This is a genomic window from Polaribacter sp. MED152 (assembly GCF_000152945.2).
Classification (GTDB): domain Bacteria; phylum Bacteroidota; class Bacteroidia; order Flavobacteriales; family Flavobacteriaceae; genus Polaribacter.
The window spans coordinates 2,469,285-2,489,894 of sequence record NC_020830.1; the positions used below are offsets into that span (position 1 = coordinate 2,469,285).

Here is a 20,610-nt window from a genome sequence, read left to right on the forward strand (position 1 = left end):
CAAACATCAATTAAAGCAAAAGTAAAAAGCAGATTATAATGTCGAAAGAAGAAAACTTAGAATGTTCATTTTGTGGACGTAAAAAAGCCGAAACAGATTTACTAATTGCTGGTATGGATGCCCATATTTGCGATAAATGTATAGAGCAAGCACATGGTATTGTAGAAGAGGAAATTTCGGAAGCAAAAACATCTAGTTTATCTAAAGATTTAACGCTAAAAAAACCATTGCAAATAAAGGAGTTCTTAGATCAATACATTATTGGTCAAGATGAAACTAAAAGAGCAATGGCTGTTGCAGTTTACAATCATTACAAAAGATTATTACAAGATAAAAATACAGAGGATGATGTAGAGATTGAAAAATCTAACATTGTTTTAGTGGGGGAAACTGGTACAGGTAAAACCTTGGTTGCAAAAACAATTGCAAAAATGTTGAATGTGCCTTTTTCTATTGTAGATGCAACAGTTTTAACACAAGCAGGTTATGTTGGTGAAGATGTTGAAAGCATTTTAAGTAGGTTGTTGCAGGTTGCAGATTATGATGTAGAAAAGGCAGAAAGAGGTATTGTTTTTATAGATGAGATTGATAAAATTGCCAGAAAAGGTGATAATCCATCAATTACTAGAGACGTTTCTGGAGAAGGTGTACAACAAGCATTATTAAAACTACTAGAAGGTTCTGTGGTAAATGTTGCGCCTAAAGGAGGTAGAAAACATCCAGAGCAAAAATTTATAGAAGTAAATACCAAAGATATTTTATTTATTGCTGGTGGGGCATTTTCTGGTATAGATAAAATTATTAGCAAACGTTTAAACAGGCAAGCTGTTGGTTTTGGTGCATCTTTAGAAGAAGACAAGTTAGATGAGGATAATTTATTACAATACATAACACCTTTAGATTTAAAATCTTTTGGATTAATTCCTGAGATTATTGGGCGTTTACCAGTATTAAGTTACATGAATCCTTTAGATGCAAAAACGTTAAGAGCTATTTTAACTGAGCCAAAAAACTCTATTATAAAACAATATGCAAAGCTGTTTGTAATGGATGATGTTAACTTTACCATAGATGAAGAAGCTTTAAATTATATTGTAGAAAAAGCGGTTGAGTATAAATTAGGTGCAAGAGGATTACGTTCTTTATGCGAAGCTATTTTTACAGATGCTATGTTCGATTTACCAAGTTCAGAAGAAAAAGAATTTAATGTAACCAAAGATTACGCAGAAGCTAAACTATCTAATACAACCTTAAAAAAGTTGAGAGCAGCTTCATAAATTATCAAATTATAAAATACTAAACCTCGCTATTTAATTTTAGTGAGGTTTTTGTTTTTATACAATTTCGTTTTATAAACAAAGTTTATATTTGTTTACTGTTTTACAAAATTAAATCATGATTTCTAGAAGTACCATAGACCGAGTTTTTGAATCTGCAAGAGTAGAGGAGGTTATTGGTGAGTTTGTTCAGCTTAAAAAAGCAGGAAGTAATTTTAAGGGGTTAAGTCCTTTCACAGATGAAAAATCGCCATCATTTATGGTATCTCCTGTAAAACAAATTTGGAAAGATTTTTCTACCGGAAAAGGGGGTAATGCTATTTCTTTCTTAATGGAACATGAGCATTATTCGTACCCAGAAGCCATAAAGTGGTTGGCAAAAAAGTACAATATAGAAATAGAAGAAACTGAGCAAACAGATGAGCAAAAAGCGCAAATGAATGAGCGTGAAAGCATGTTTCTAGTTTCAAAATTTGCTAAAGATTATTTTCACGATTTAATGCTAAACACCAACCAAGGTAAAGCCATTGGTTTAAGTTATTTTAAAGAACGTGGTTTTACAGATGAAACTATTAAAAAGTTTGATTTAGGCTATTGTTTAGATGAATGGGATAATTTTACAAATGCAGCTTTAGCCAAAGGTTACGATTTAAAATATTTAGCCTCTACAGGTTTAACAATTGTAAAAGAAAACAAACAATTCGATCGTTTTAAAGGCAGAGTAATGTTTCCTATACATTCCATGTCTGGTAGAATTTTAGGTTTTGGAGGTAGAATTCTAAAAGCCGATAAAAAAGCCGCAAAATATCTTAATTCTCCTGAAAGTGATATTTATCATAAGAGTAAAATTCTTTACGGAATTTATCAGGCCAAAAAAGAAATTGCCAAACAAGACAATTGTTATTTGGTAGAGGGTTATACAGATGTAATTTCATTTAATCAATCTAATGTAGAAAATGTAGTAGCCTCTTCAGGTACAGCATTAACTTCAGATCAAATTCGTTTGGTAAACAGGTTAACCAAAAATATTACAGTTCTTTTTGATGGTGATGCAGCAGGAATTAGAGCTTCAATTCGTGGTATAGATTTAATTTTAGAGCAAGGAATGAACGTTAAAGTGGTTCAATTTCCTGATGGTGAAGATCCTGATAGTTTTGCAAAAGCGCATACCAATTCTGAGCTTAAAGCTTATCTAGAGGATTCTGCTCAAGATTTCATCAACTTTAAAGTTTCACTTTTATTAAAAGATTCTAATAATGATCCTGTAAAAAAGGCAGGTGTAATTAGAGATATTGTAACTAGTATTTCTAAAATTCCAGATTCTATTCAACGTGAAGTTTACATACAAGAATGTTCTAGAATTATGGAAATTTCTGAACGTGTTTTGTTTAGTGAATTGGCACAACTTTTAAAGAAAGAGGTTACTAATAAAGCTAGAAAAAGTAAACCTCAAGCATCTTCTAATCAAGATCCAAACCAACCACCTCCTGAGTATTTTGCAGAACTAGAACAGGCACAAATGGGTGTAGTAAAAGGTGGTGCAGTTGCTTTTAAAAAGGTAGATGAATTATCTATATTAGAAAGAGAAATTATTAGAATTTTGTTGCTTTACGGTAATGAGCAAGTAGATTTTATAGAAGAAATTATAAATGTTGATGAAGATGGTAAAGAAACCATAACAACTAGAAAATATCAAAACACGGTTTCTGCAGAAATATATGTGCATTTGCATGATGATGAAATCGAATTTTCGAATGATATTTTTCAAGAAATATATACAGAAGTTATTCATCAAATAAATCAATCAGACAAATTAAATATTGATAGTTTAGTCAATCATCCAAATCCTTCTATTGCGAATACAGTAACTTCTATTTTAATGGATGAAGAAAAACATCAATTAAGTAATTGGGAAGGTCAAAACATTTTTGTAACCAAAGCAACAGAAGTGCTATACAAGGCTGTAAATGACTCTGTTTTTAACCTAAGAAGAATTTTAATTGGTAAAAAAATAGAGGAGTTAATGAATGAAGCTAAAGACAATGAAGCTCCTATTTTAGATTTAGAGATGATTAAAGACTATACTTCACTAAAAATGAAGCTATTTAATAAACTTAATAGAGTAGTTTAATTAAGAGTTTACCATATTTCAATACCTTATTTTAAGATAACAATAAATTATAGATATTGATATTTATATTTCCATAAAACTTTCCAAAAAGGGTGTATATCCTTTGTTTCAACAAGGGTTTCGTAGTATTTTTGAACAGAAAAAGTTAAGCTACAGTGAAACGAATAGTAAGTATTATAAAGATTGCCCACTTGTTTTTAAAACTGCCTTTTGATATTTCAAATGGTTCAAAAAAGAAGTCATCAATTAGAATAAAAAAGTTAATGATATCTGCACGTTTGTTGTAAAAGCAAAATGTAAAGTGAATTGATTCAGAATGTTATCTTAATATTAACATTCATTCTAAAACTTTAAATAAAACCTTCTAATAATACCTGTTAATTGTTTTTTTGTATATTTGGCGCAAGAAAAAGAAATCGCACATTATGAAAAGAGTATTACAAATTTTAAAAATTATTCAACTATTTATTTTCTTACCATTCGAAATTTCAAATGGTTCTAAGAGAAGAGCTTATATGAGAATTAAGAAAATGATGGTTGCAGCTAACCTTTTATAAAGGTAAGTAACAAAATAAAAAACGGGCTATTAAAATTTACTAGCCCGTTTTTTATGTTTTTATTTTAAATCTTCAGGAATTTCGCAAACAGGTATTGGTTGCATTTTATGCTGATTAATTCTATTTAGTCTTGTATAGATTTTGTAGACTTCTAGTTCTCTTCCAGAAAAGTCATTTTCACTTTTTCCTTCGTCTTGCATTTTCATAGCCCATTCTAATTCATCGTAAGAAGCTCCAATTTGGTCTTCATCAGTTCTACTATCGCCAAATAAACCATCTGTGGGTTGTGCAATTTGTATAGAATTTGGCACACCTAAATGTGCTGCTAATGCATAAACTTCAGATTTCATTAAATCTGCAATCGGACTTAAATCTACACCACCATCACCATATTTTGTGTAAAAACCTACACCAAAATCTTCAACTTTATTTCCTGTACCAGCAACTAAAGAACTGTTAATACCTGCTAAATAATACAAAGTTGTCATTCTAAGTCTTGCTCTTGTATTGGCTAAAGATAAATCTACTTTTGCTTGGTCATCTATTGTAGGTACAGCACTTTTAAAATCTTCAAAAGTAGAGGTTAAATCAACGCGAACTTCATTTACATTATCAAAACGTTCTTTTAATTGTGCAATATGTTCTTCTGCTCTAGAAACTTGACTAGCTGCTTGATGAATTGGCATTTCTACACATAAGGTTGGTAAGCCTGTTTTTGCACATAAAGTAGAAGTTAATGCAGAGTCTATACCTCCAGATACACCAACAACAAAACCTTTTACACCAGCATTAGTTGCATAATCTTTTAACCAATTTATAATATATTCTGCTACTTTTTCGGTATTCATTGATAAACTATTTTAGTATTTTTATCGTTCTTTATTTCAATCACTAAGATACAAAGAATATGAGATTTTACTTTGCGCTATTCATGGTTTTGATGTTATTTTTTTCTTGTTCTGATAAAAATAAGTCGCAAATAGATGTTTCTAACATAAAAGTCGATTTTTCAATAGAACGATTTGATGAAGATTTTTATAATGCGAACAAAGAATCTCTGAGTAATGTAAAACAAAAATATCCATATTTATTTCCTTATTCACTTACAGATAGTATAGCGCTTTCTAAAATTAATGATGCACAAGAAAGAGAATTGTATAAAGAAACGAGACAGGTTTATGAGAATTTAACCAAGTTAAATAAAGATCTAACCTCGTTATTTAAACACGTAAAATATTATTATCCTTCTTTTGAATCACCTAAAGTGATTACCATGCTTAGTAATATCGACTATGATAATCGAGTAATTTATGCAGATAGTTTATTGCTAATTTCATTAGACGCTTATTTGGGTAAAACTCATCGATTTTATGCCGATTTTCCCAATTATATTAAAGAAACCAATACCGAAAACCATATTGTAGTAGATGTTGCAAATGCTATTATTGATAGTCAAATGCCAACATCAATGCAAAGACGCTTTGTAGATAAAATAGTTTATGAGGGTAAGAAAGCATATTTATTAAACAGCTACTTACCTTATGTTTCAGAAGCGATTAAAATGGGCTATTCACTAGAGAAATTGAATTGGGCAAAAATGCACGAAGAACAAATTTGGATGTATTTTATAGAAAAAAACTTATTGTTTGATACGAATTCAAAACTGAGTCAGAGGTTTATAGATAATGCACCTTTTTCCAAATTCTATACTGCAGAAGATAAAGCTACACCAGGCAGAATTGGTGTTTGGTTAGGTTGGCAAATTGTTACTTCTTATATGCAACATAATGATGTATCTTTGCAAGAATTATTGAAAAAAGATTCAGAAGAAATCTTTAATAAATCAAAATACAAACCCAAAAAATAATGGCTGTTCTACATAATTCTGAGGTAAAATTTAATATAGGTTTAGACGAAAATAAAGTTCCTGAAGAAATTTCATGGACTGCAGAAGATGGTGGCATTCAAGATGATTCATCAAAAGCAGTAATGATTTCTGTTTGGGATCATAAGAAAAAAGATACTTTACGCATGGATTTGTGGACCAAAGACATGCCTGTTGATGAAATGAAACAATTTTATCATCAAACCTTAGTGTCTATGGCAGATACTTTTGAAAGAGCTACAGACGATCAAAAAATGAGTGCAACAATGCGTGATTTTTGCGATTATTTTGCAGAAAAGCTAGAGCTTAAAAAGTAAGGTTTATCCTTTTTTTATTTGGTTGATGATATTAATGTAATCTTCAGGATTATTTACAAAATCAAGTTCGGAAACATCAATAACTAAGGTGTTCAAATTTTGTTGGGTGCTTATAAAGCTCTTATAACCATCGTGTATTTTTTGTAGGTAAGAAGCTTCTATATTTTGCTCATACTCTCTACCTCTTTTTTTGATATTTTCTAAAAGACGGGTGGTGTTCTGATATAGATATACATACAAATCAGGTTTAGTAATCTCTTTATACATTAAATCGAACATTTTCCGATACAATAAGTACTCATCGTTTTGCAAAGTAATTTGCGCAAATATTAATGATTTAAAGATGTAGTAATCTGAAACCACGAAGTTTTTAAACAGATCTAATTGGGCCAAATCATCTGATAATTGTTGATATCTATCTGCCAAAAAACTCATTTCTAAAGGAAATGCAAAGCGCTCTTTATCTTCATAAAATTTTGGTAGAAAAGGGTTGTCTGCAAAGCGTTCTAAAACAATTTTTGCGTTAAACTCATCAGACATCATTTTAGAAAGTGATGTTTTACCTGCACCAATGTTACCTTCAATTGCAATGTAATTGTACTTCTCAGAAATAGGTATTGGCCTATTCAAATTTTCGTTTACTACTGAGATTTCAGAAGAATCATTACAATTTTGTAAACAAACTCCAATTTTTTGTTTGGCTATAGGATGTATAACAGAACCTGCAATTTCGGCTAATGGTACCAGAACAAATTTACGTTCTAGCATCTTAGAATGAGGTACAATTAAGGTTTTAGAAAAGATGATTTCATCATCAAACAATAAAATATCAATATCTATATTTCTATCTGCATAACCATCAGAATCATTACGCTCTCTGCCCAATGTATTTTCTATATCTAGCAGAATTTGCATTAATTTTTCTGGTGGATGGTAAGTGCTAATTTTAAGGCAAATATTATAAAAATCATTACTATCAAAACCCCAAGATGAAGTATTGTAGATAGAAGAAATACTTAGAACAGCTCCTGCTTTATCAGCAATAAGTTCTATTGCTTTTTGTAGGTGATTTAATCTGTTTCCTTGGTTTGTACCTAAGGATAAATAGGTAATTCTTTGAATTTTCATAAGAATCACAAAGAAACAAAAAAGCATAAAAAAATCGCCAATTAATATTGGCGATTTTTACTATCTATTTAAAAAGAATTTAATCTTCTTTTCTTTCTCTAGGTTTACGATCATCACGTTTGTTGTCACGTCCACGATTATCTCTTCCTCTGTTGTTGTCTCTTCCACGATTGTTATCTCTTGGAGCTCTTTCTTTATAACCTTCTGGTTTTGGTAAAAGTGCTTTTCTGGATACCTTTTCCTTACGTGTTCTTGGGTCTATACCAAAGTATTTAACATCTAAAACATCACCTAAATTAACAACGTCAGTAACATTGTCTGTGCGTTCCCAAGCTAATTCACTAACGTGTAATAAAACCTCGTTTCCTGGAGCTTCTGTATATTCTACAACTGCACCAAAATCTAACATTTTAATTACTTTAACTTCGTATACAGAACCTTTTTCTGGTTTAAAAAGCATAGATTCAATTTTAGTAATCACAGCATCCATTCCTGCTGGTTTTGTACCTAAAATTTCAATAATACCTTCTTCTGTTACTGGGTCTTCTGTAATTACAATTGTAGTTTCAGTTTCTTTTTGTAACTCTTGAATATGTTTACCTCCTGGACCTATAAACGCACCAATTAAATCGTTTGGAATACGTCTAGTAATCATTTTAGGAGCATGTGCTTTTACATCGCTGTTAGGAGTTTCAATGGTATCTGTTAACTTCCCTAAGATATGTAAACGTCCATCTCTTGCTTGTTTTAATGCTTTTACTAAAATCTCATAACTTAATCCTTTGATTTTAATATCCATTTGACAAGCTGTGATACCATCTGCAGTACCTGTAACTTTAAAGTCCATATCTCCTAAGTGATCTTCATCACCTAAAATATCAGATAAAACTGCATGATTTGTACCATCAGAAATTAACCCCATTGCAATACCAGAAACAGGTTTTTTTAATTGTACACCAGCATCCATCAATGCCATAGTTCCAGAACAAACAGTTGCCATAGAAGAAGAACCATTAGATTCTAATACTTCTGATACTACTCTTACTGTATATGGGCAATCAGCAGGAATCATTCCTTTTAATGCTCTTTGTGCTAAATTTCCATGTCCAACTTCTCTTCTAGACGTTCCTCTTATTGGACGTGCTTCACCCGTTGAAAAAGGAGGGAAGTTATAGTGTAAATAGAAAGTTTCTTCACCTTCATAAGATGGCATATCTATTTGGTTAGCTTCTCTACTTGTACCTAAAGTAACTGTTGCTAAAGCTTGAGTTTCTCCACGTGTAAAGATTGATGAACCATGAGTTGATGGTAAGTAATCTACCTCACACCAAATTGGTCTAATATCTGTAGTTTTACGTCCATCTAAACGTAAACCTTCTTTTAAAGTTAAATCGCGAATTGCATTTTTTTGAGCTTTCGCAACATATTTAGAAATTAAATTTCCATATTCAGCTTGCTCTTCTTCAGAAAATGAATTTTTAACTTCTTCTTTAATTTCACTAAAAGCTGCACTTCTTTCGTGTTTAGCAGAACCTGCTTTCGCAATTTCGTATGTTTTATCATATACTAAATCATGAATCTTTTTCTCTAAATCTTCATCATTAGTTTCTGGTGTGTATTCACGAGTTTCTTTTTTACCAAAAGCTTCAGCTAAGGCTACTTGTGCAGCACACTGTACTTTAATAGCTTCATGAGCAAACTTAATTGCTTCAGCCATTTCTTCTTCAGAACACTCATCCATTTCACCTTCTACCATCATTACAGAATCTGCAGAGGCACCAATCATCATATCAATATCAGCTTCTGCTAATTGTGCTCTTGTTGGGTTGATGATAAATTCACCATTTACTCTACCAACTCTTACTTCAGAAATTGGGCATTCGAATGGTAAATCTGATAACTGAATAGCAGCAGAAGCAGCTAAACCAGCCATTGCATCTGGCATAACATCATCATCATGAGACATCATCTGAATCATAACCTGAGTTTCTGAATGATAATCTTTTGGAAATAATGGACGTAAAACACGGTCTACTAAACGCATTGTTAATACTTCACCATCACTTGGTCTTGCTTCTCTCTTAAAGAAACCTCCAGGATAACGTCCTGCAGCAGCAAATTTTTCTCTATAATCTACAGTTAATGGTAAGAAATCTACATCTTTCTGTTCGTAGTTAGAAACTACTGTACATAATAACATACATTTACCTGACTGAACAACAACTGAACCATGGGCTTGTTTTGCAAGCTTACCAGTTTCTAATGAGATGGTTCTTCCATCTCCAAGGTCTATGACCTCTCTAAATACTTTTGGAATCATAAATGAATTCTAAATTTTTAATTACTAATTTTTTGTTGTTGTGTTGTAGTTGTTGTGTGTTTTTTCCAATGGAAATACAAAAGGGTTGTTACTTCTTTTGATTTTTTTATAAAGTGTCTGTTTTCATCAACAGAAATTAAGTACTTTAAATAAAAAAGAGGCACGTTTATAGAGCCTCTTTATTGTAAGAAATTATTTTCTAATTCCTAATTCTTTAATAATTGCACGATATCTTGCAATATCTTTTTTCTTTAGATAATCTAATAAACTTCTACGCTTACCAACCATCATTACTAAAGAACGCTCTGTATTAAAATCTTTACGATTGTTTTTTAAGTGCTCAGTTAAGTGGTTAATTCTGTGCGTGAATAACGCAATTTGACCTTCTGAAGAACCAGTATCGTTTTTTCCTTTACCGTGTTTTTCGAAGATGCTTTCTTTTACTTCTTTAGTTAAGTACATGCCAATATTATTTAAATGATTTTTATGTATATCAATGATGTATTCATTGAAGGTGCAAATATAGTCTTATTTTTTAGAATAACTAATTGAACTTAAACCTTTTTATTTAGGCTCTTACAGGTATATTTTGAATTAAATCTATATATAAGTTTACTTGTTTTTTTAATTCTTTACGCTCGTAAATAGCATCTAAAAATCCATGTTCTAAAACAAATTCTGATTTTTGAAATCCTTCTGGTAATTCTTTACCAGTAGTATCTTTTACTACTCTTGGTCCTGCAAATGCAATTAAAGCATTTGGTTCTGCTATATTGATATCACCCAACATTGCATAAGATGCAGTTGTACCTCCTGTTGTAGGGTCTGTACATAAAGAAATGTAAGGTATTTTAGCTTCTGCCAATTGTGCTAATTTTGCAGAGGTTTTTACCAATTGCATTAAAGAAAGCGAAGCTTCCATCATTCTGGCTCCTCCAGATTTTGAGACCATTAAAAACGGAATCTTATTTTCTATAGAGTAGTTAATTGCTCTTGCAATTTTTTCTCCAACAACAGATCCCATAGAACCTCCAATAAAAGCAAAATCCATAGCAGCAATTACCAAATCTTTACCTAAAGACTTACCAACTGCAGTTCTTACAGCATCTTTTAGCTTTGTTTTTTCTTGAGCCGCTTTTAATCTGTCTGGATATTTTTTTGTGTCCTCAAATTTTAGAGGATCTTTTGATGTTAGTGATTCGTTTAATTCTTCAAACTTATTGTCGTCAAAGAATAATTCGAAGTATTCCTTACTACCAATTCTTACGTGATAACCATCTTCTGGACTCACATAAAGATTTTTCTTTAATTCTTCTGTATCTATAATTTTACCACTAGGTGTCTTATACCAAAGACCTTTAGGAGTATCTTTTTTTTCTTCTGTTGGTGTTTGTATTCCTTTATCAGTTCTTTTAAACCAAGCCATATAGTTTACTTTTAATTTACTTTTTTACAATTTAATATTTCTTTTTCATCCTAAAGCAAGTGCACAAATATAAGTGTTTTTGTGAACTATCAATATTTCTTTAATTGTTTATTTTTGAGTGTTTTGCATAAAAAAAGCATTTTGATTTTTACATCAAAATGCTTGTATTATTGTAATTAGTTCTGTTTATAAAGTATCTACATTATTTAAATCTGCAAATGCTTGTTTTAAACGCGCTTTAAACGTTTCTTCTCCTAAACGTAACCATTTTCTTGGATCGTAATATTTTTTGTTAGGTTGGTCTGCACCATCAGGATTACCAATTTGAGTAGCTAAATAATCTGCTTTACCTTGCATGTAATCTCTAATTCCTTCTGTAAATGCAAATTGTAAATCTGTATCGATGTTCATTTTTATAACTCCATAACCTATAGCCTCTCTAATTTCCTCTAAAGTAGAACCAGAACCACCATGAAAAACAAAGTCGATATGATTTTCTTCCACACCATATTTTTTGGTGATGAATTCTTGAGAATTCTTTAAAATTTTCGGTGTTAATTTTACATTACCTGGTTTGTAAACTCCATGCACATTACCAAAAGCTGCTGCAATTGTAAATTGTGGAGATACTTTCATTAATTCTTCGTACGCATAAGCTACTTCTTCTGGTTGTGTGTATAATTTAGAAGCATCTACATCTGAATTATCTACACCATCTTCTTCACCACCTGTAATACCTAATTCTATTTCTAAAGTCATACCCATTTTGCTCATTCTAGCTAAGTATTCTTTACAAATCTCTATGTTTTCTTCAATTGGTTCTTCAGATAAATCAATCATATGAGAACTGTATAAAGGTTTTCCAGTTTCTTCGAAGTGTTTTTCTGATGCATCTAATAAACCATCAATCCATGGTAATAATTTTTTTGCACAGTGATCTGTGTGTAAAATTACAGGCACTCCATACGCTTCTGCTAATTCATTTACATGTTTTGCACCAGCTATACCACCAGCAATTGCAGATTTTTGATTTTCGTTAGATAAACCTTTACCTGCATTAAACTGAGCACCACCATTTGAAAACTGAATAATTACAGGAGCATTTAATTCTTTTGCAGTTTCTAAAACAGCATTAATAGTATTAGAACCAACAACATTTACTGCTGGTAATGCAAAGCCTTTTTCTTTAGCGTAGTTAAATATTTCTTGAACTTCTTTACCTGTTGCAACACCAGGTTTTATGTTGTGACTCATTTTTTTTATTTTAATTGATAGATTTCAAAAATACTAAAAATTAACATGTTAATTTTAAATAGCTCCTGATAAAATAACGAAAACGTTTCCTTTTAAAAAGGATAATTGATACCTATATTGTATACTGCATTGCTAAAATTGTAGTTTTTAAACCATTTATTTTCGTTTAAATACGGTTCATAGGTTTTGAAACCAACATCAAATCTTAAGATTAAAAAATTAAAATCTAATCTTGCTCCAACTCCAGAACCTATAGCAATATTTTGTAAAGAGGAGAAACTGTTTAGTTTTTCATTATCATTTACAAAACTAGAGCCAGAGATATCCCAAATGTTTCCTGCATCTACAAATAGTGCTCCTTTTAATCTACCAACTACATCAAATCTATATTCTAAACTTGTTAAAAATTTGAAACTACCTATATTAAATTCTAAACCATTATCTCTTGCTCCAGGTCCTAATTCATAAGTCTGCCAAGCTCTAATATCATTTGATCCACCAGCAAAATAGGCTTTTACAAACGGAATGTTAGAATCATCGTAAGTAAAAATAGCTCCTATAAAAGTTCTAAATGCAAAAACAGAATTGTTACCCATGTCCCAAAACTTTTTGTACTCAATATCTGTTTTGAAGTATTGTGCTAAAGGAATATTTAAAAAAGTCTTTTTATTATTAGCGTTTCTTTTATTTGATAATAAACCTAAGAAATTACCCGAGTTTGCAACTCTAGCTCTAAAAAAAGAAAAGTTATTATCTTTAAAACTGGTCTGGTTATTATAGGTAAATGAATAGGCTAAAATCGGGATTAAAAAATCGGAAGTAATAATATTATATCTGTTTAAAATATTTAAACTTGTATTGTATTCATCTGGATTTGATGCTTGGAAATTAGCGTCATTAACAACAGTATTCATAAAAGAAACAGCGCCATCAGGTAACTGTAAATCTGCATTATTGTTATTGTAAATTTTAGCAATATCATTTAAAGTTTCGTACTCAGAATTATAGATATTAAAAAAACTGCCTACATTTAAATTCTTAATATATTGCGTGTTTAAAATCTCTAATTGAATAGTTTTAGTTGGTGTATATTGCCATTTATAATCGGTTAAAAAAGTAAAGGTTTGCCTATCTAAACCAATGTTTTTTTGAAAACTAGAACCTAAAGAAAATAAGGTTCTTGGAGACATTTCTTTTGGTACGAATTTGCTCAAACCGAAAGGCGCAATAAACCTTGGAATTTCTAAAGATAAGTCTGAACCAATTTCCCAACCAGGACCATTTTGTGAATTAAACCAAGAGCCTAAAAAAGACATTTTAGCCAATTCTGCGCCTTTAAATGTATTTCTATTGGTAAGTGAAAATTTACCTGATACTCCAATATTTCTAATATTAGAATGGGTTAGTTCTGTTTCAAAACCTAAAGTGTATTTTTCTAAAGGCGATAAAAAAACATCCATTATTAATTCATCTTCAGAACCTGGAGTTGAAGAGAATTTAATATTTGTCGACTTAAAATTTTTAAGAGATTTTAAATTTATTCTTGTTAAATTATTTAAGGTGTCTTTATAAATTTCTCCCTTTTTTAAAAAGATATTTTCTGATAAATATTTTGGGTTATACAAGATCTTATCATAAGCAAAAAAGTTTATGCCCTTATAATTTGTAGAATCTGAAAACGTCTCTGAGTTATTATCAAAAGAATAATCTGTAATAACATTTATTTCTTTAATGTTATGAACTCTGTAAGGTTTTTCTAAGTATCTACCATTATCTTCTATAAGTCTGTTTGCAGATATTAAGAAGTCTACGTTTGTTTTGTAATCTGTTCTAGTAGAGTCTACATAAAACCCAAGAGCAGATTCTGTAAAATTATAAATTCCGTTATTTCTAAATAATTTTACGACTTCACTAGCTTCGTTTCTAAAGGTTTGATCTATGTACTGATCTCCTTTTTTTAGTAAACTAACTCTACCAGATTTTTGATAAATAGAATCTAAAACAGGTGACTTTATTTTAATGTTTATGGTGTCAAAAAGGGTAGGTCTACCTTTTTTAATTTCATAAGTTACTTCTGCTTTTTTGTTGATCGTATCAATTTTACTGCTAACAGTAGATTTAAAGTAACCTTGAGTTTTGTAAAATGCCGCTAAATTTTCTGTCGTTTGTTTTACTTTTTTTTCGTTCAATAACTTAGGTTCATCAAAATTTAAAAACCATTGATTTAAATTAATAAAAGAATTGGCATAAGCTATACTTTGCTTTTCAGAAAAAACACTTTTTACAAATTTGTAAGAGGTAGGGTGCTCTAAGGCCCAATTAGATGGTGTTTTAGGTTTGGTATGGTTTCCTAAATTGTGTACATACAATCCAAAAGGCATTCCTAAAAAACGAGAATTTGGTTTTTGAAGTATGTATTTCTGTAACTCAGTACCATTTGTTTTTGTGCTGTCAATTACAATTAAATTTTTTGTAAGTAGGTATTGCCCATCAATAACATGTTCTGTAGAATTACATGAAATTAAAAAGAGAATTAATAAAAAATAAAACGTAAGTTTTTTCATTATTTTAGCAATCCAAAGAAAATCAAAAATAGTATTTTCTTATGGTTTATTTTTATTTACATCCAATTAATGAGCATCTCCAAAAATCAACTTAAAGTTATAACTAGTTTGTCTCAAAAAAAGTATAGAGAAAAACATGGTTTATTTATTGCAGAAGGCGTAAAAGTAGTAGAAGAGCTTTTGCAATTTTCGTTAAAAGTGATGCAATTGTTTGCTTTAGATGGTTATGATTTGGAAGGTTATGAGGATGTAGTAACTCGAATTTCTGAAGCAGAGTTGAAAAAGATAAGTAAACTAAAATCACCTAACAAAGTAGTGGGGCTTTTTAAAATTCCTGATGAACAACAGTTACAACATAAAGGGTTTATTTTAGCATTAGATGAAATAAATGATCCTGGAAATTTAGGTACTATAATTCGTCTGTGTGATTGGTTTGGAGTACAACAATTGGTTTGTTCTAAGAACACTGTAGATTGTTACAATCAAAAAGTTGTGCAGGCTAGTATGGGTTCTTTAACTCGTGTTTCTATTAAATATTTAGATTTAGAAGCCTATTTAAATTCAACTAAAACTCCTATTTATATTGCTGATATGCAAGGTTCAAATGTTTATAGTTCTCAATTACCAGAGGAAGCAATTTTAGTTATGGGTAATGAAGCAAATGGAATATCTGATGCAGTTAGAGCAATTGTACAAAATAAAATATCCATTCCTAGATTTGGAGATACCCAAGAAACAGAGAGTTTAAATGTTGCAACTGCAACAGCTATTTTGTTAAGCGAATTTAAAAGAAGGTAGTTTACTCGAAAGCAAAGTTTAGAAAAATACCACGAGTTCCCATAAAGTTTACAGGAGCTGTCCACTGGCTATTTGGGTTGTCATCGTATTTAATTTCGTTGTTAAATGCAAAAACGCCACGAATGGAAGGTGAAAACTTGAAGAAGTTCAAATAAATATCTATACCCATACCAACTTCGTACATAAAATTATGCGATTGCATTCTAAACTGTCCTGCAGAATTATCATCTTGATTTTCTGCATTACTAGAAAAATTATAATCGTAAGAAACTCCAGCTAAAACATAAGGTCTTATATTTTTGTATCTATCTGTACTAAATTTTAAGATAACAGGTACATGTAAGTAGGTAGAGCCAATTTCTCTAACACTGTCTTGAGCAGTATCAATATGATTAAAGTAGATATTTTTTGAATTTGTAACCAAGCCTGGTTCAAAGCGTAAGTTCAGGTTTTTGTGTAAACGTAAATCTGCAATTAAACCAACATTAAAACCCAGAGAAGGTTCTACTGTAATATTGGCATTACTAATATTACTATTTCTTAAGTTTAGTTTAAAATCGTTTTGGTTTACTCCTAAATAAAAACCATAATGCAGTTTTCTTTTATCGAACGTTGGTAAATTTTCAACACGATCTCTTTGCGCGAATATTGATGCTGATATAAATAAACAAATAGTTAGAAGAAATACTTTTTTGGCCATACTTATTTTCTTGCAGTATAAATTGTTGCTACCCCAAAAGTAACAGGATCTGCTTTTGTATGAGTAAACCCATTTTTTTGCAAAATATTGTTGAACGCTTCTCCAAAAGGAAAAGAATTTGCTGATTCAGACAAATAAGAATAAGCACTTTTATCTTTAGAGAATAATTTACCTACGGTTGGTAAAAATAAATTGGTGTATAATTTATATCCTTGTTTAAAAGGAAATTTTACAGGATTTGAAGTTTCTAAAATAACCAATACACCTGTTGGTTTTAAAACCCTTGCTATTTCTTTTAAACCTTTATTAAGGTTGGCAAAATTACGCACCCCAAAAGAAACTGTAATAGCATCAAAAGTAGCATCATCAAAAGGCATTGCTTCAGAATCGCCAACGATCATTTCTATTTTATCAGATAAATTTGCCTTTGCAATTTTTTGTTTACCTACTTCTAACATTCCTGCAGAAATATCTAAACCTACAATTCTATCAGGATTTAGGTCTGACATCATTAATGCCAAATCTCCTGTACCAGTTGCAATATCTAAAATTTGCCTTGGGTTGTTTTGGCCAACAATTTCTACAACTTTTTTACGCCATTTAATATCAATACCTAAAGATATTACTCTGTTTAAACCATCGTAGTTTTCAGAAATATTATCAAACATTTGGGCAACTTGTTCTTTCTTGCCTAGTTTTGAATCTTTATATGGATTGATTTTTTCTGCTGACATTTGGTTATCCGTTAATTGCTACAACTTCGTTAATTTGATTTGGTAACATCTCTTTTAAAAGAGATTCTATTCCGTTTTTTAAAGTGGCTGTAGAAGATGGACATCCACTACAAGCTCCTTGTAAAATTACGCTTACTACCTTGTTTTGCTCATCATAAGAACGAAAAGCAATATTTCCTCCATCACCAGCTACAGCAGGTTTTATATATTCATCTAAAATATCAGAAATTTGAGCAGGTATACCTTCTAACTCAACTACTGGTGCAACCACTTCTGGAGTTTTGCTAGTTTCTACAGTTGGCAAATCTTTAATAATGGTTTTGCCATCTACTAAATATTCACGAATAAAACTTCTTACTTCTGCAAAAACTTCATTCCACTCAACCATATCATATTTAGTAACAGATATATAATTGTCTGAAATAAAAACTTCTTTTACAAATGGAAAATTAAAAATTGCTTGTGCTAAAGGAGATGATTTACTAGCTTCCTCAATATTTTTATATTCAACATCAGTTTGAGTTAAAGCTTTATTAGTACCAAACTTCATTACTGCAGGATTTGGTGTAACCTCTGCATAAACTTCTATAGCCTCTTTTTTTGATGATGTTGTTTCTTCGTTCACAACAATATTTCCATCAGAAATATATGCTTCTATTTGTTCTGCAACCTCATCTTGTACATCTGCCCATTCTACAATATCAAAACGTTGAATGGCAATAAAATTTGCAGTAATAAAAACCTTTTTTACAAATGGTAAATAGAATAGTTGTTGTGCTAAAGGTGAGTTTTTAGCTTCATCTATATTTGAAAATTCATAACTACCACCATTAATTAAAACCTTTGTACTATTAAATTTTAATATGGTTTCGTTGGTAGTTTCTTGAATAGTAATTTTTGTCTCTTGCATGTGCTTGTCGTAAGTTGCAAAATTAAGGTAAAAAACTCAATTTAAATAAAAAAGACCTTGTATTTATTTTAAAATACAAGGCCTATTTAGGGATAATTTTTCTTACAAACTAAGTGATACTGAAGCTGTAAAAACTTTATTATCTAAAGTTAAGTTGGCAGCATCTACATTAAAGCCCGAGTAAAAGTTATACGCTGCAGTTCTATTACTATCACTATATGATAAGTCTACTTTAAAGTTACCAAAATTATAACCAGCTCCTAATGAATAACCCTTTAAATCGTCTGATTCTAGGGCATTGATATCTGGACTCTGCTCAAAACGATAACCACCTCTTAAACTTAATCTATCTAACCTCCATTCTGCACCTACGTTAAAATTGTGTGTATTTTGATAATCATCTTGAAAAGACTGGTTTTCTTGTGAAAAGTCTGCACCAGACAATGTAATATTTTTAAAGTTTTTGTTGGTGTAGTCGAAACTTAAAAGACCATTTTTACCAAAAATTAATGCACCACTAGCTGTTAATTTACTTGGCGTTCTTAATCTGTACACCAATGCTTGAGATGGAAAAAATCCGCCAGCTGTATTGTCATAAATTGCGCTGTCATTACTTACAAAAATTTCAGTATCTCCAAGATAGCCATCGTTATCTAAAATATTACTTTCTTCAAGAACTTCTGAAAACCAGGTAGGTGTTTGGTAAGATAAACCAAATCTAAAATATTGATTTGCTTTGTAGATAAAACCTAAGTTAGCAGAAAAACCTTGTCCAGAAGTAAAATTTTCTTGGTACAAAAAGGCATCTAACTCGTTACCATTAGAATCGCTATTAAATTCTGATAATGTAGATCGTTGACTGAAATTTAAATCATAAAAATTAAGAGCCAAACCAACATGTAATTTGTTTTGATGTACTGCAGAGAAACCAATGTTAAATTCACTTAAATCACCTCCATAGGTGTTGTTAAAAGCTTGTTCATCTGCAATGTTATAGTTAATTGGAGGATTGTTATTATCTAAAGGAAATTCAGTAAAAGTTGCTACCCCACTATTACCTCTCGCATTAAAATCATCTGAAAAATCTTTTGTAAGTCTGTAGTTAAAACCAACTGCGAATTTATCCCAGCCAGAATTGCTAAATTCTCTAAATACTAAAACAGCACCTGCTTGTGAAAGATTAATAAATTGATTGTCATTCATTAATGAATTTCCATAATAGTCAGATGTAATTTGTGAGTTTCTAGAATTAAAAGTACCAGTAAAACTACTATTATTAAATACAGATAAACCTGCAGGATTGATATTTATTGATGAAATGTCTCCACCAAGAGCACCAAATGCTCCACTCATAGCTGTAAAACGTGCTGTACCTATATTGTCATCTTGAGAGAATAAAAGACCTAAATCTTGGTATCCTAAAGATTGAGAAAAAGACACAGTTGTAAACGCGCTTAAAATCGCTAGTATTAATAATTTCTTCATAATGTATGCTATCTATTTTTTAATTTCTTCTTCTACTAGATGATGATCCTCTACTAGATGTTCCTCTACTTGAAGAAGAACTAGATGAACTTCTTGATGCAGATGATCTAGACGAACTTCTTGAATTTGTAGAAGAAGACCTATAAGATCTATTTGATGAACTAGAGGCTCTATTATTTCTACTTGAACTACTTCTTCTTGAAGTAGAGCTTCCTCTTCTAGAGGTTGTTCCACTTCTTCTGTTCGTAGTTGTAGTACCTCTTCTACTGGTGGTTGTTGTACCTCTTCTATTTGTAGTTGTAGTACCTCTTCTTCTAGTAGGAGTTGTGGTAGTATTTCTTCTAATAGTATTTGTAGTTCTTCTGCCTGTAGTTGTATTTCTTACAGTGTTGTTATTTCTATTTCTAGTGTAGGCATTATTTCTTCTATTATTTGCAATTACAGTATTTCTTCTACCATATCTATAGCCACTATTGTTATTATGATATCTATTATTTCTAAACCCTGTTATTCCAAAATTTGGTAAAAATGGATGTAAATACCCACCATTCCAAAACCCTGAATATGGGTTTATGAATCCCCAGTTTGCATAAGAGGCATCCCAAGTATTGAACCCCCAAGGTCTTCCAAATCCTCTTCTCCATCTCCAAGGGTTATTGAAACCCCAATTATTCCAACCACCAACAGCCCAAACATTAAAACCCCAATTTCTAACAAATCCGCCCCAATAAGGATTGTTTCTAAAGTTTAAATTCACAATCACATTATTATCTTCATAACCCCAAGGTTGTGCTCCATTATAGCTCGTGTTTTCTCCAGCAAATTCTCCGTTATTTAAGCCATCATCGTAATAATAGTCATCTACATCTGTAAATATTTCGTTATTATCAATATTTTGTAAATCCTCTAGTTTTTTAGTAAAATAATCCTCCTCATAATCATTATATTCCTGTTCATTTACAACAATAATTTTCTTTTCTTGATTTTGAGGATTAGTATCACCATAGATACCATCGTCATTATAAACACTCTGATATGTACCACATGAAACTAAAAATAAATTAGCCGTAACAAATAGTACAAGTTGGGTAAGCTTTACGTTCTTATAATGTAGTTTCATAATT

General features: G+C 30.9%; 18 protein-coding genes. 6 read left to right on the forward strand and 12 right to left on the reverse strand.

The window, feature by feature from the left end:
* Positions 1 to 38: 38 nt before the first annotated feature.
* The 3 genes from clpX to MED152_RS13865 all read left to right on the forward strand — a co-directional run bounded on the left by clpX (position 39) and on the right by MED152_RS13865 (position 3,965).
* Positions 39 to 1,277, forward strand: coding sequence for an ATP-dependent Clp protease ATP-binding subunit ClpX (gene clpX / locus MED152_RS10895; RefSeq protein WP_015481939.1), 1,239 nt, complete (start codon positions 39 to 41; stop codon positions 1,275 to 1,277).
* A gap of 118 nt (positions 1,278 to 1,395) precedes the next feature.
* Positions 1,396 to 3,408 (forward strand): DNA primase, encoded by a 2,013-nt coding sequence (dnaG, locus tag MED152_RS10900; protein ID WP_015481940.1) that lies wholly within the window; start codon positions 1,396 to 1,398, stop codon positions 3,406 to 3,408.
* 425 nt (positions 3,409 to 3,833) lie between these two features.
* The gene (locus MED152_RS13865) at positions 3,834 to 3,965 is read left to right on the forward strand and encodes a hypothetical protein (RefSeq protein WP_015481941.1); all 132 of its coding nucleotides are present in this window, start codon (positions 3,834 to 3,836) and stop codon (positions 3,963 to 3,965) included.
* A gap of 59 nt (positions 3,966 to 4,024) precedes the next feature.
* Here the strand turns inward: MED152_RS13865 and nadE are convergent, their stop codons facing one another.
* Positions 4,025 to 4,813, reverse strand: a complete 789-nt coding sequence (gene nadE, locus MED152_RS10905) for an NAD(+) synthase (protein ID WP_015481942.1) — start codon at positions 4,811 to 4,813, stop codon at positions 4,025 to 4,027.
* A gap of 59 nt (positions 4,814 to 4,872) precedes the next feature.
* On the opposite strand from nadE, the gene gldB reads away from it, so the two are divergent.
* Both gldB and gldC read left to right on the forward strand, forming a co-directional pair.
* Positions 4,873 to 5,832 (forward strand): gliding motility lipoprotein GldB, encoded by a 960-nt coding sequence (gldB, locus tag MED152_RS10910; RefSeq protein ID WP_041383624.1) that lies wholly within the window; start codon positions 4,873 to 4,875, stop codon positions 5,830 to 5,832.
* The gene (gene gldC, locus MED152_RS10915) at positions 5,832 to 6,167 is read left to right on the forward strand and encodes a gliding motility protein GldC (RefSeq protein WP_015481944.1); all 336 of its coding nucleotides are present in this window, start codon (positions 5,832 to 5,834) and stop codon (positions 6,165 to 6,167) included. The genes gldB and gldC overlap by 1 nt, the downstream gene beginning before the upstream one ends.
* Before the next feature lie 3 nt (positions 6,168 to 6,170).
* On the opposite strand, the gene folK is transcribed toward gldC, so the two are convergent.
* The 6 genes from folK to MED152_RS10945 all read right to left on the reverse strand — a co-directional run bounded on the left by folK (position 6,171) and on the right by MED152_RS10945 (position 14,859).
* Entirely contained in the window at positions 6,171 to 7,295 is a 1,125-nt protein-coding gene (folK, locus tag MED152_RS10920; RefSeq protein ID WP_015481945.1) for a 2-amino-4-hydroxy-6-hydroxymethyldihydropteridine diphosphokinase, read from the reverse strand.
* Positions 7,296 to 7,374: 79 nt separating this feature from the next.
* Positions 7,375 to 9,615, reverse strand: coding sequence for a polyribonucleotide nucleotidyltransferase (locus MED152_RS10925; protein ID WP_015481946.1), 2,241 nt, complete (start codon positions 9,613 to 9,615; stop codon positions 7,375 to 7,377).
* A 192-nt stretch (positions 9,616 to 9,807) separates the two neighbouring features.
* Positions 9,808 to 10,077 (reverse strand): 30S ribosomal protein S15, encoded by a 270-nt coding sequence (gene rpsO, locus MED152_RS10930; RefSeq protein WP_015481947.1) that lies wholly within the window; start codon positions 10,075 to 10,077, stop codon positions 9,808 to 9,810.
* A 106-nt stretch (positions 10,078 to 10,183) separates the two neighbouring features.
* Positions 10,184 to 11,041 (reverse strand): acetyl-CoA carboxylase, carboxyltransferase subunit beta, encoded by an 858-nt coding sequence (gene accD / locus MED152_RS10935; RefSeq protein WP_015481948.1) that lies wholly within the window; start codon positions 11,039 to 11,041, stop codon positions 10,184 to 10,186.
* A gap of 186 nt (positions 11,042 to 11,227) precedes the next feature.
* On the reverse strand, positions 11,228 to 12,295 hold the full coding sequence (gene fbaA / locus MED152_RS10940) for a class II fructose-bisphosphate aldolase (protein ID WP_015481949.1): 1,068 nt from the start codon (positions 12,293 to 12,295) through the stop codon (positions 11,228 to 11,230).
* Positions 12,296 to 12,387: 92 nt separating this feature from the next.
* Entirely contained in the window at positions 12,388 to 14,859 is a 2,472-nt protein-coding gene (locus tag MED152_RS10945) for a BamA/TamA family outer membrane protein (protein ID WP_015481950.1), read from the reverse strand.
* 69 nt (positions 14,860 to 14,928) lie between these two features.
* On the opposite strand from MED152_RS10945, the gene MED152_RS10950 reads away from it, so the two are divergent.
* A complete protein-coding gene (locus MED152_RS10950) occupies positions 14,929 to 15,657 on the forward strand; it encodes an RNA methyltransferase (protein WP_015481951.1) in 729 nt (242 codons plus the stop codon).
* Between the two features lies 1 nt (position 15,658).
* Here MED152_RS10950 and MED152_RS10955 read toward each other — a convergent pair whose 3' ends face one another.
* The 5 genes from MED152_RS10955 to MED152_RS10975 all read right to left on the reverse strand — a co-directional run bounded on the left by MED152_RS10955 (position 15,659) and on the right by MED152_RS10975 (position 20,606).
* The gene (locus MED152_RS10955; protein WP_015481952.1) at positions 15,659 to 16,357 is read right to left on the reverse strand and encodes a porin family protein; all 699 of its coding nucleotides are present in this window, start codon (positions 16,355 to 16,357) and stop codon (positions 15,659 to 15,661) included.
* A gap of 2 nt (positions 16,358 to 16,359) precedes the next feature.
* On the reverse strand, positions 16,360 to 17,091 hold the full coding sequence (ubiE, locus tag MED152_RS10960; RefSeq protein WP_015481953.1) for a bifunctional demethylmenaquinone methyltransferase/2-methoxy-6-polyprenyl-1,4-benzoquinol methylase UbiE: 732 nt from the start codon (positions 17,089 to 17,091) through the stop codon (positions 16,360 to 16,362).
* Positions 17,092 to 17,095: 4 nt separating this feature from the next.
* Positions 17,096 to 18,001: a NifU family protein gene (locus tag MED152_RS10965; RefSeq protein WP_015481954.1), complete on the reverse strand. Its 906-nt coding sequence runs from the start codon at positions 17,999 to 18,001 to the stop codon at positions 17,096 to 17,098.
* A gap of 102 nt (positions 18,002 to 18,103) precedes the next feature.
* Positions 18,104 to 19,486 (reverse strand): OmpP1/FadL family transporter, encoded by a 1,383-nt coding sequence (locus MED152_RS10970; protein ID WP_015481955.1) that lies wholly within the window; start codon positions 19,484 to 19,486, stop codon positions 18,104 to 18,106.
* Between the two features lie 19 nt (positions 19,487 to 19,505).
* On the reverse strand, positions 19,506 to 20,606 hold the full coding sequence (locus tag MED152_RS10975; protein WP_015481956.1) for a hypothetical protein: 1,101 nt from the start codon (positions 20,604 to 20,606) through the stop codon (positions 19,506 to 19,508).
* Between the last annotated feature and the right edge of the window lie 4 nt (positions 20,607 to 20,610).

Coding starts and splice junctions, on each gene's coding strand:
- clpX (WP_015481939.1), top strand. CDS start 39: ATGTCGAAAGAAGAAAACTTAGAATGTTCATTTTGTGGACGTAAAAAA.
- dnaG (WP_015481940.1), top strand. CDS start 1,396: ATGATTTCTAGAAGTACCATAGACCGAGTTTTTGAATCTGCAAGAGTA.
- MED152_RS13865 (WP_015481941.1), top strand. CDS start 3,834: ATGAAAAGAGTATTACAAATTTTAAAAATTATTCAACTATTTATTTTC.
- nadE (WP_015481942.1), bottom strand. CDS start 4,813: ATGAATACCGAAAAAGTAGCAGAATATATTATAAATTGGTTAAAAGAT.
- gldB (WP_041383624.1), top strand. CDS start 4,873: ATGAGATTTTACTTTGCGCTATTCATGGTTTTGATGTTATTTTTTTCT.
- gldC (WP_015481944.1), top strand. CDS start 5,832: ATGGCTGTTCTACATAATTCTGAGGTAAAATTTAATATAGGTTTAGAC.
- folK (WP_015481945.1), bottom strand. CDS start 7,295: ATGAAAATTCAAAGAATTACCTATTTATCCTTAGGTACAAACCAAGGA.
- MED152_RS10925 (WP_015481946.1), bottom strand. CDS start 9,615: ATGATTCCAAAAGTATTTAGAGAGGTCATAGACCTTGGAGATGGAAGA.
- rpsO (WP_015481947.1), bottom strand. CDS start 10,077: ATGTACTTAACTAAAGAAGTAAAAGAAAGCATCTTCGAAAAACACGGT.
- accD (WP_015481948.1), bottom strand. CDS start 11,041: ATGGCTTGGTTTAAAAGAACTGATAAAGGAATACAAACACCAACAGAA.
- fbaA (WP_015481949.1), bottom strand. CDS start 12,295: ATGAGTCACAACATAAAACCTGGTGTTGCAACAGGTAAAGAAGTTCAA.
- MED152_RS10945 (WP_015481950.1), bottom strand. CDS start 14,859: ATGAAAAAACTTACGTTTTATTTTTTATTAATTCTCTTTTTAATTTCA.
- MED152_RS10950 (WP_015481951.1), top strand. CDS start 14,929: ATGAGCATCTCCAAAAATCAACTTAAAGTTATAACTAGTTTGTCTCAA.
- MED152_RS10955 (WP_015481952.1), bottom strand. CDS start 16,357: ATGGCCAAAAAAGTATTTCTTCTAACTATTTGTTTATTTATATCAGCA.
- ubiE (WP_015481953.1), bottom strand. CDS start 17,091: ATGTCAGCAGAAAAAATCAATCCATATAAAGATTCAAAACTAGGCAAG.
- MED152_RS10965 (WP_015481954.1), bottom strand. CDS start 18,001: ATGCAAGAGACAAAAATTACTATTCAAGAAACTACCAACGAAACCATA.
- MED152_RS10970 (WP_015481955.1), bottom strand. CDS start 19,486: ATGAAGAAATTATTAATACTAGCGATTTTAAGCGCGTTTACAACTGTG.
- MED152_RS10975 (WP_015481956.1), bottom strand. CDS start 20,606: ATGAAACTACATTATAAGAACGTAAAGCTTACCCAACTTGTACTATTT.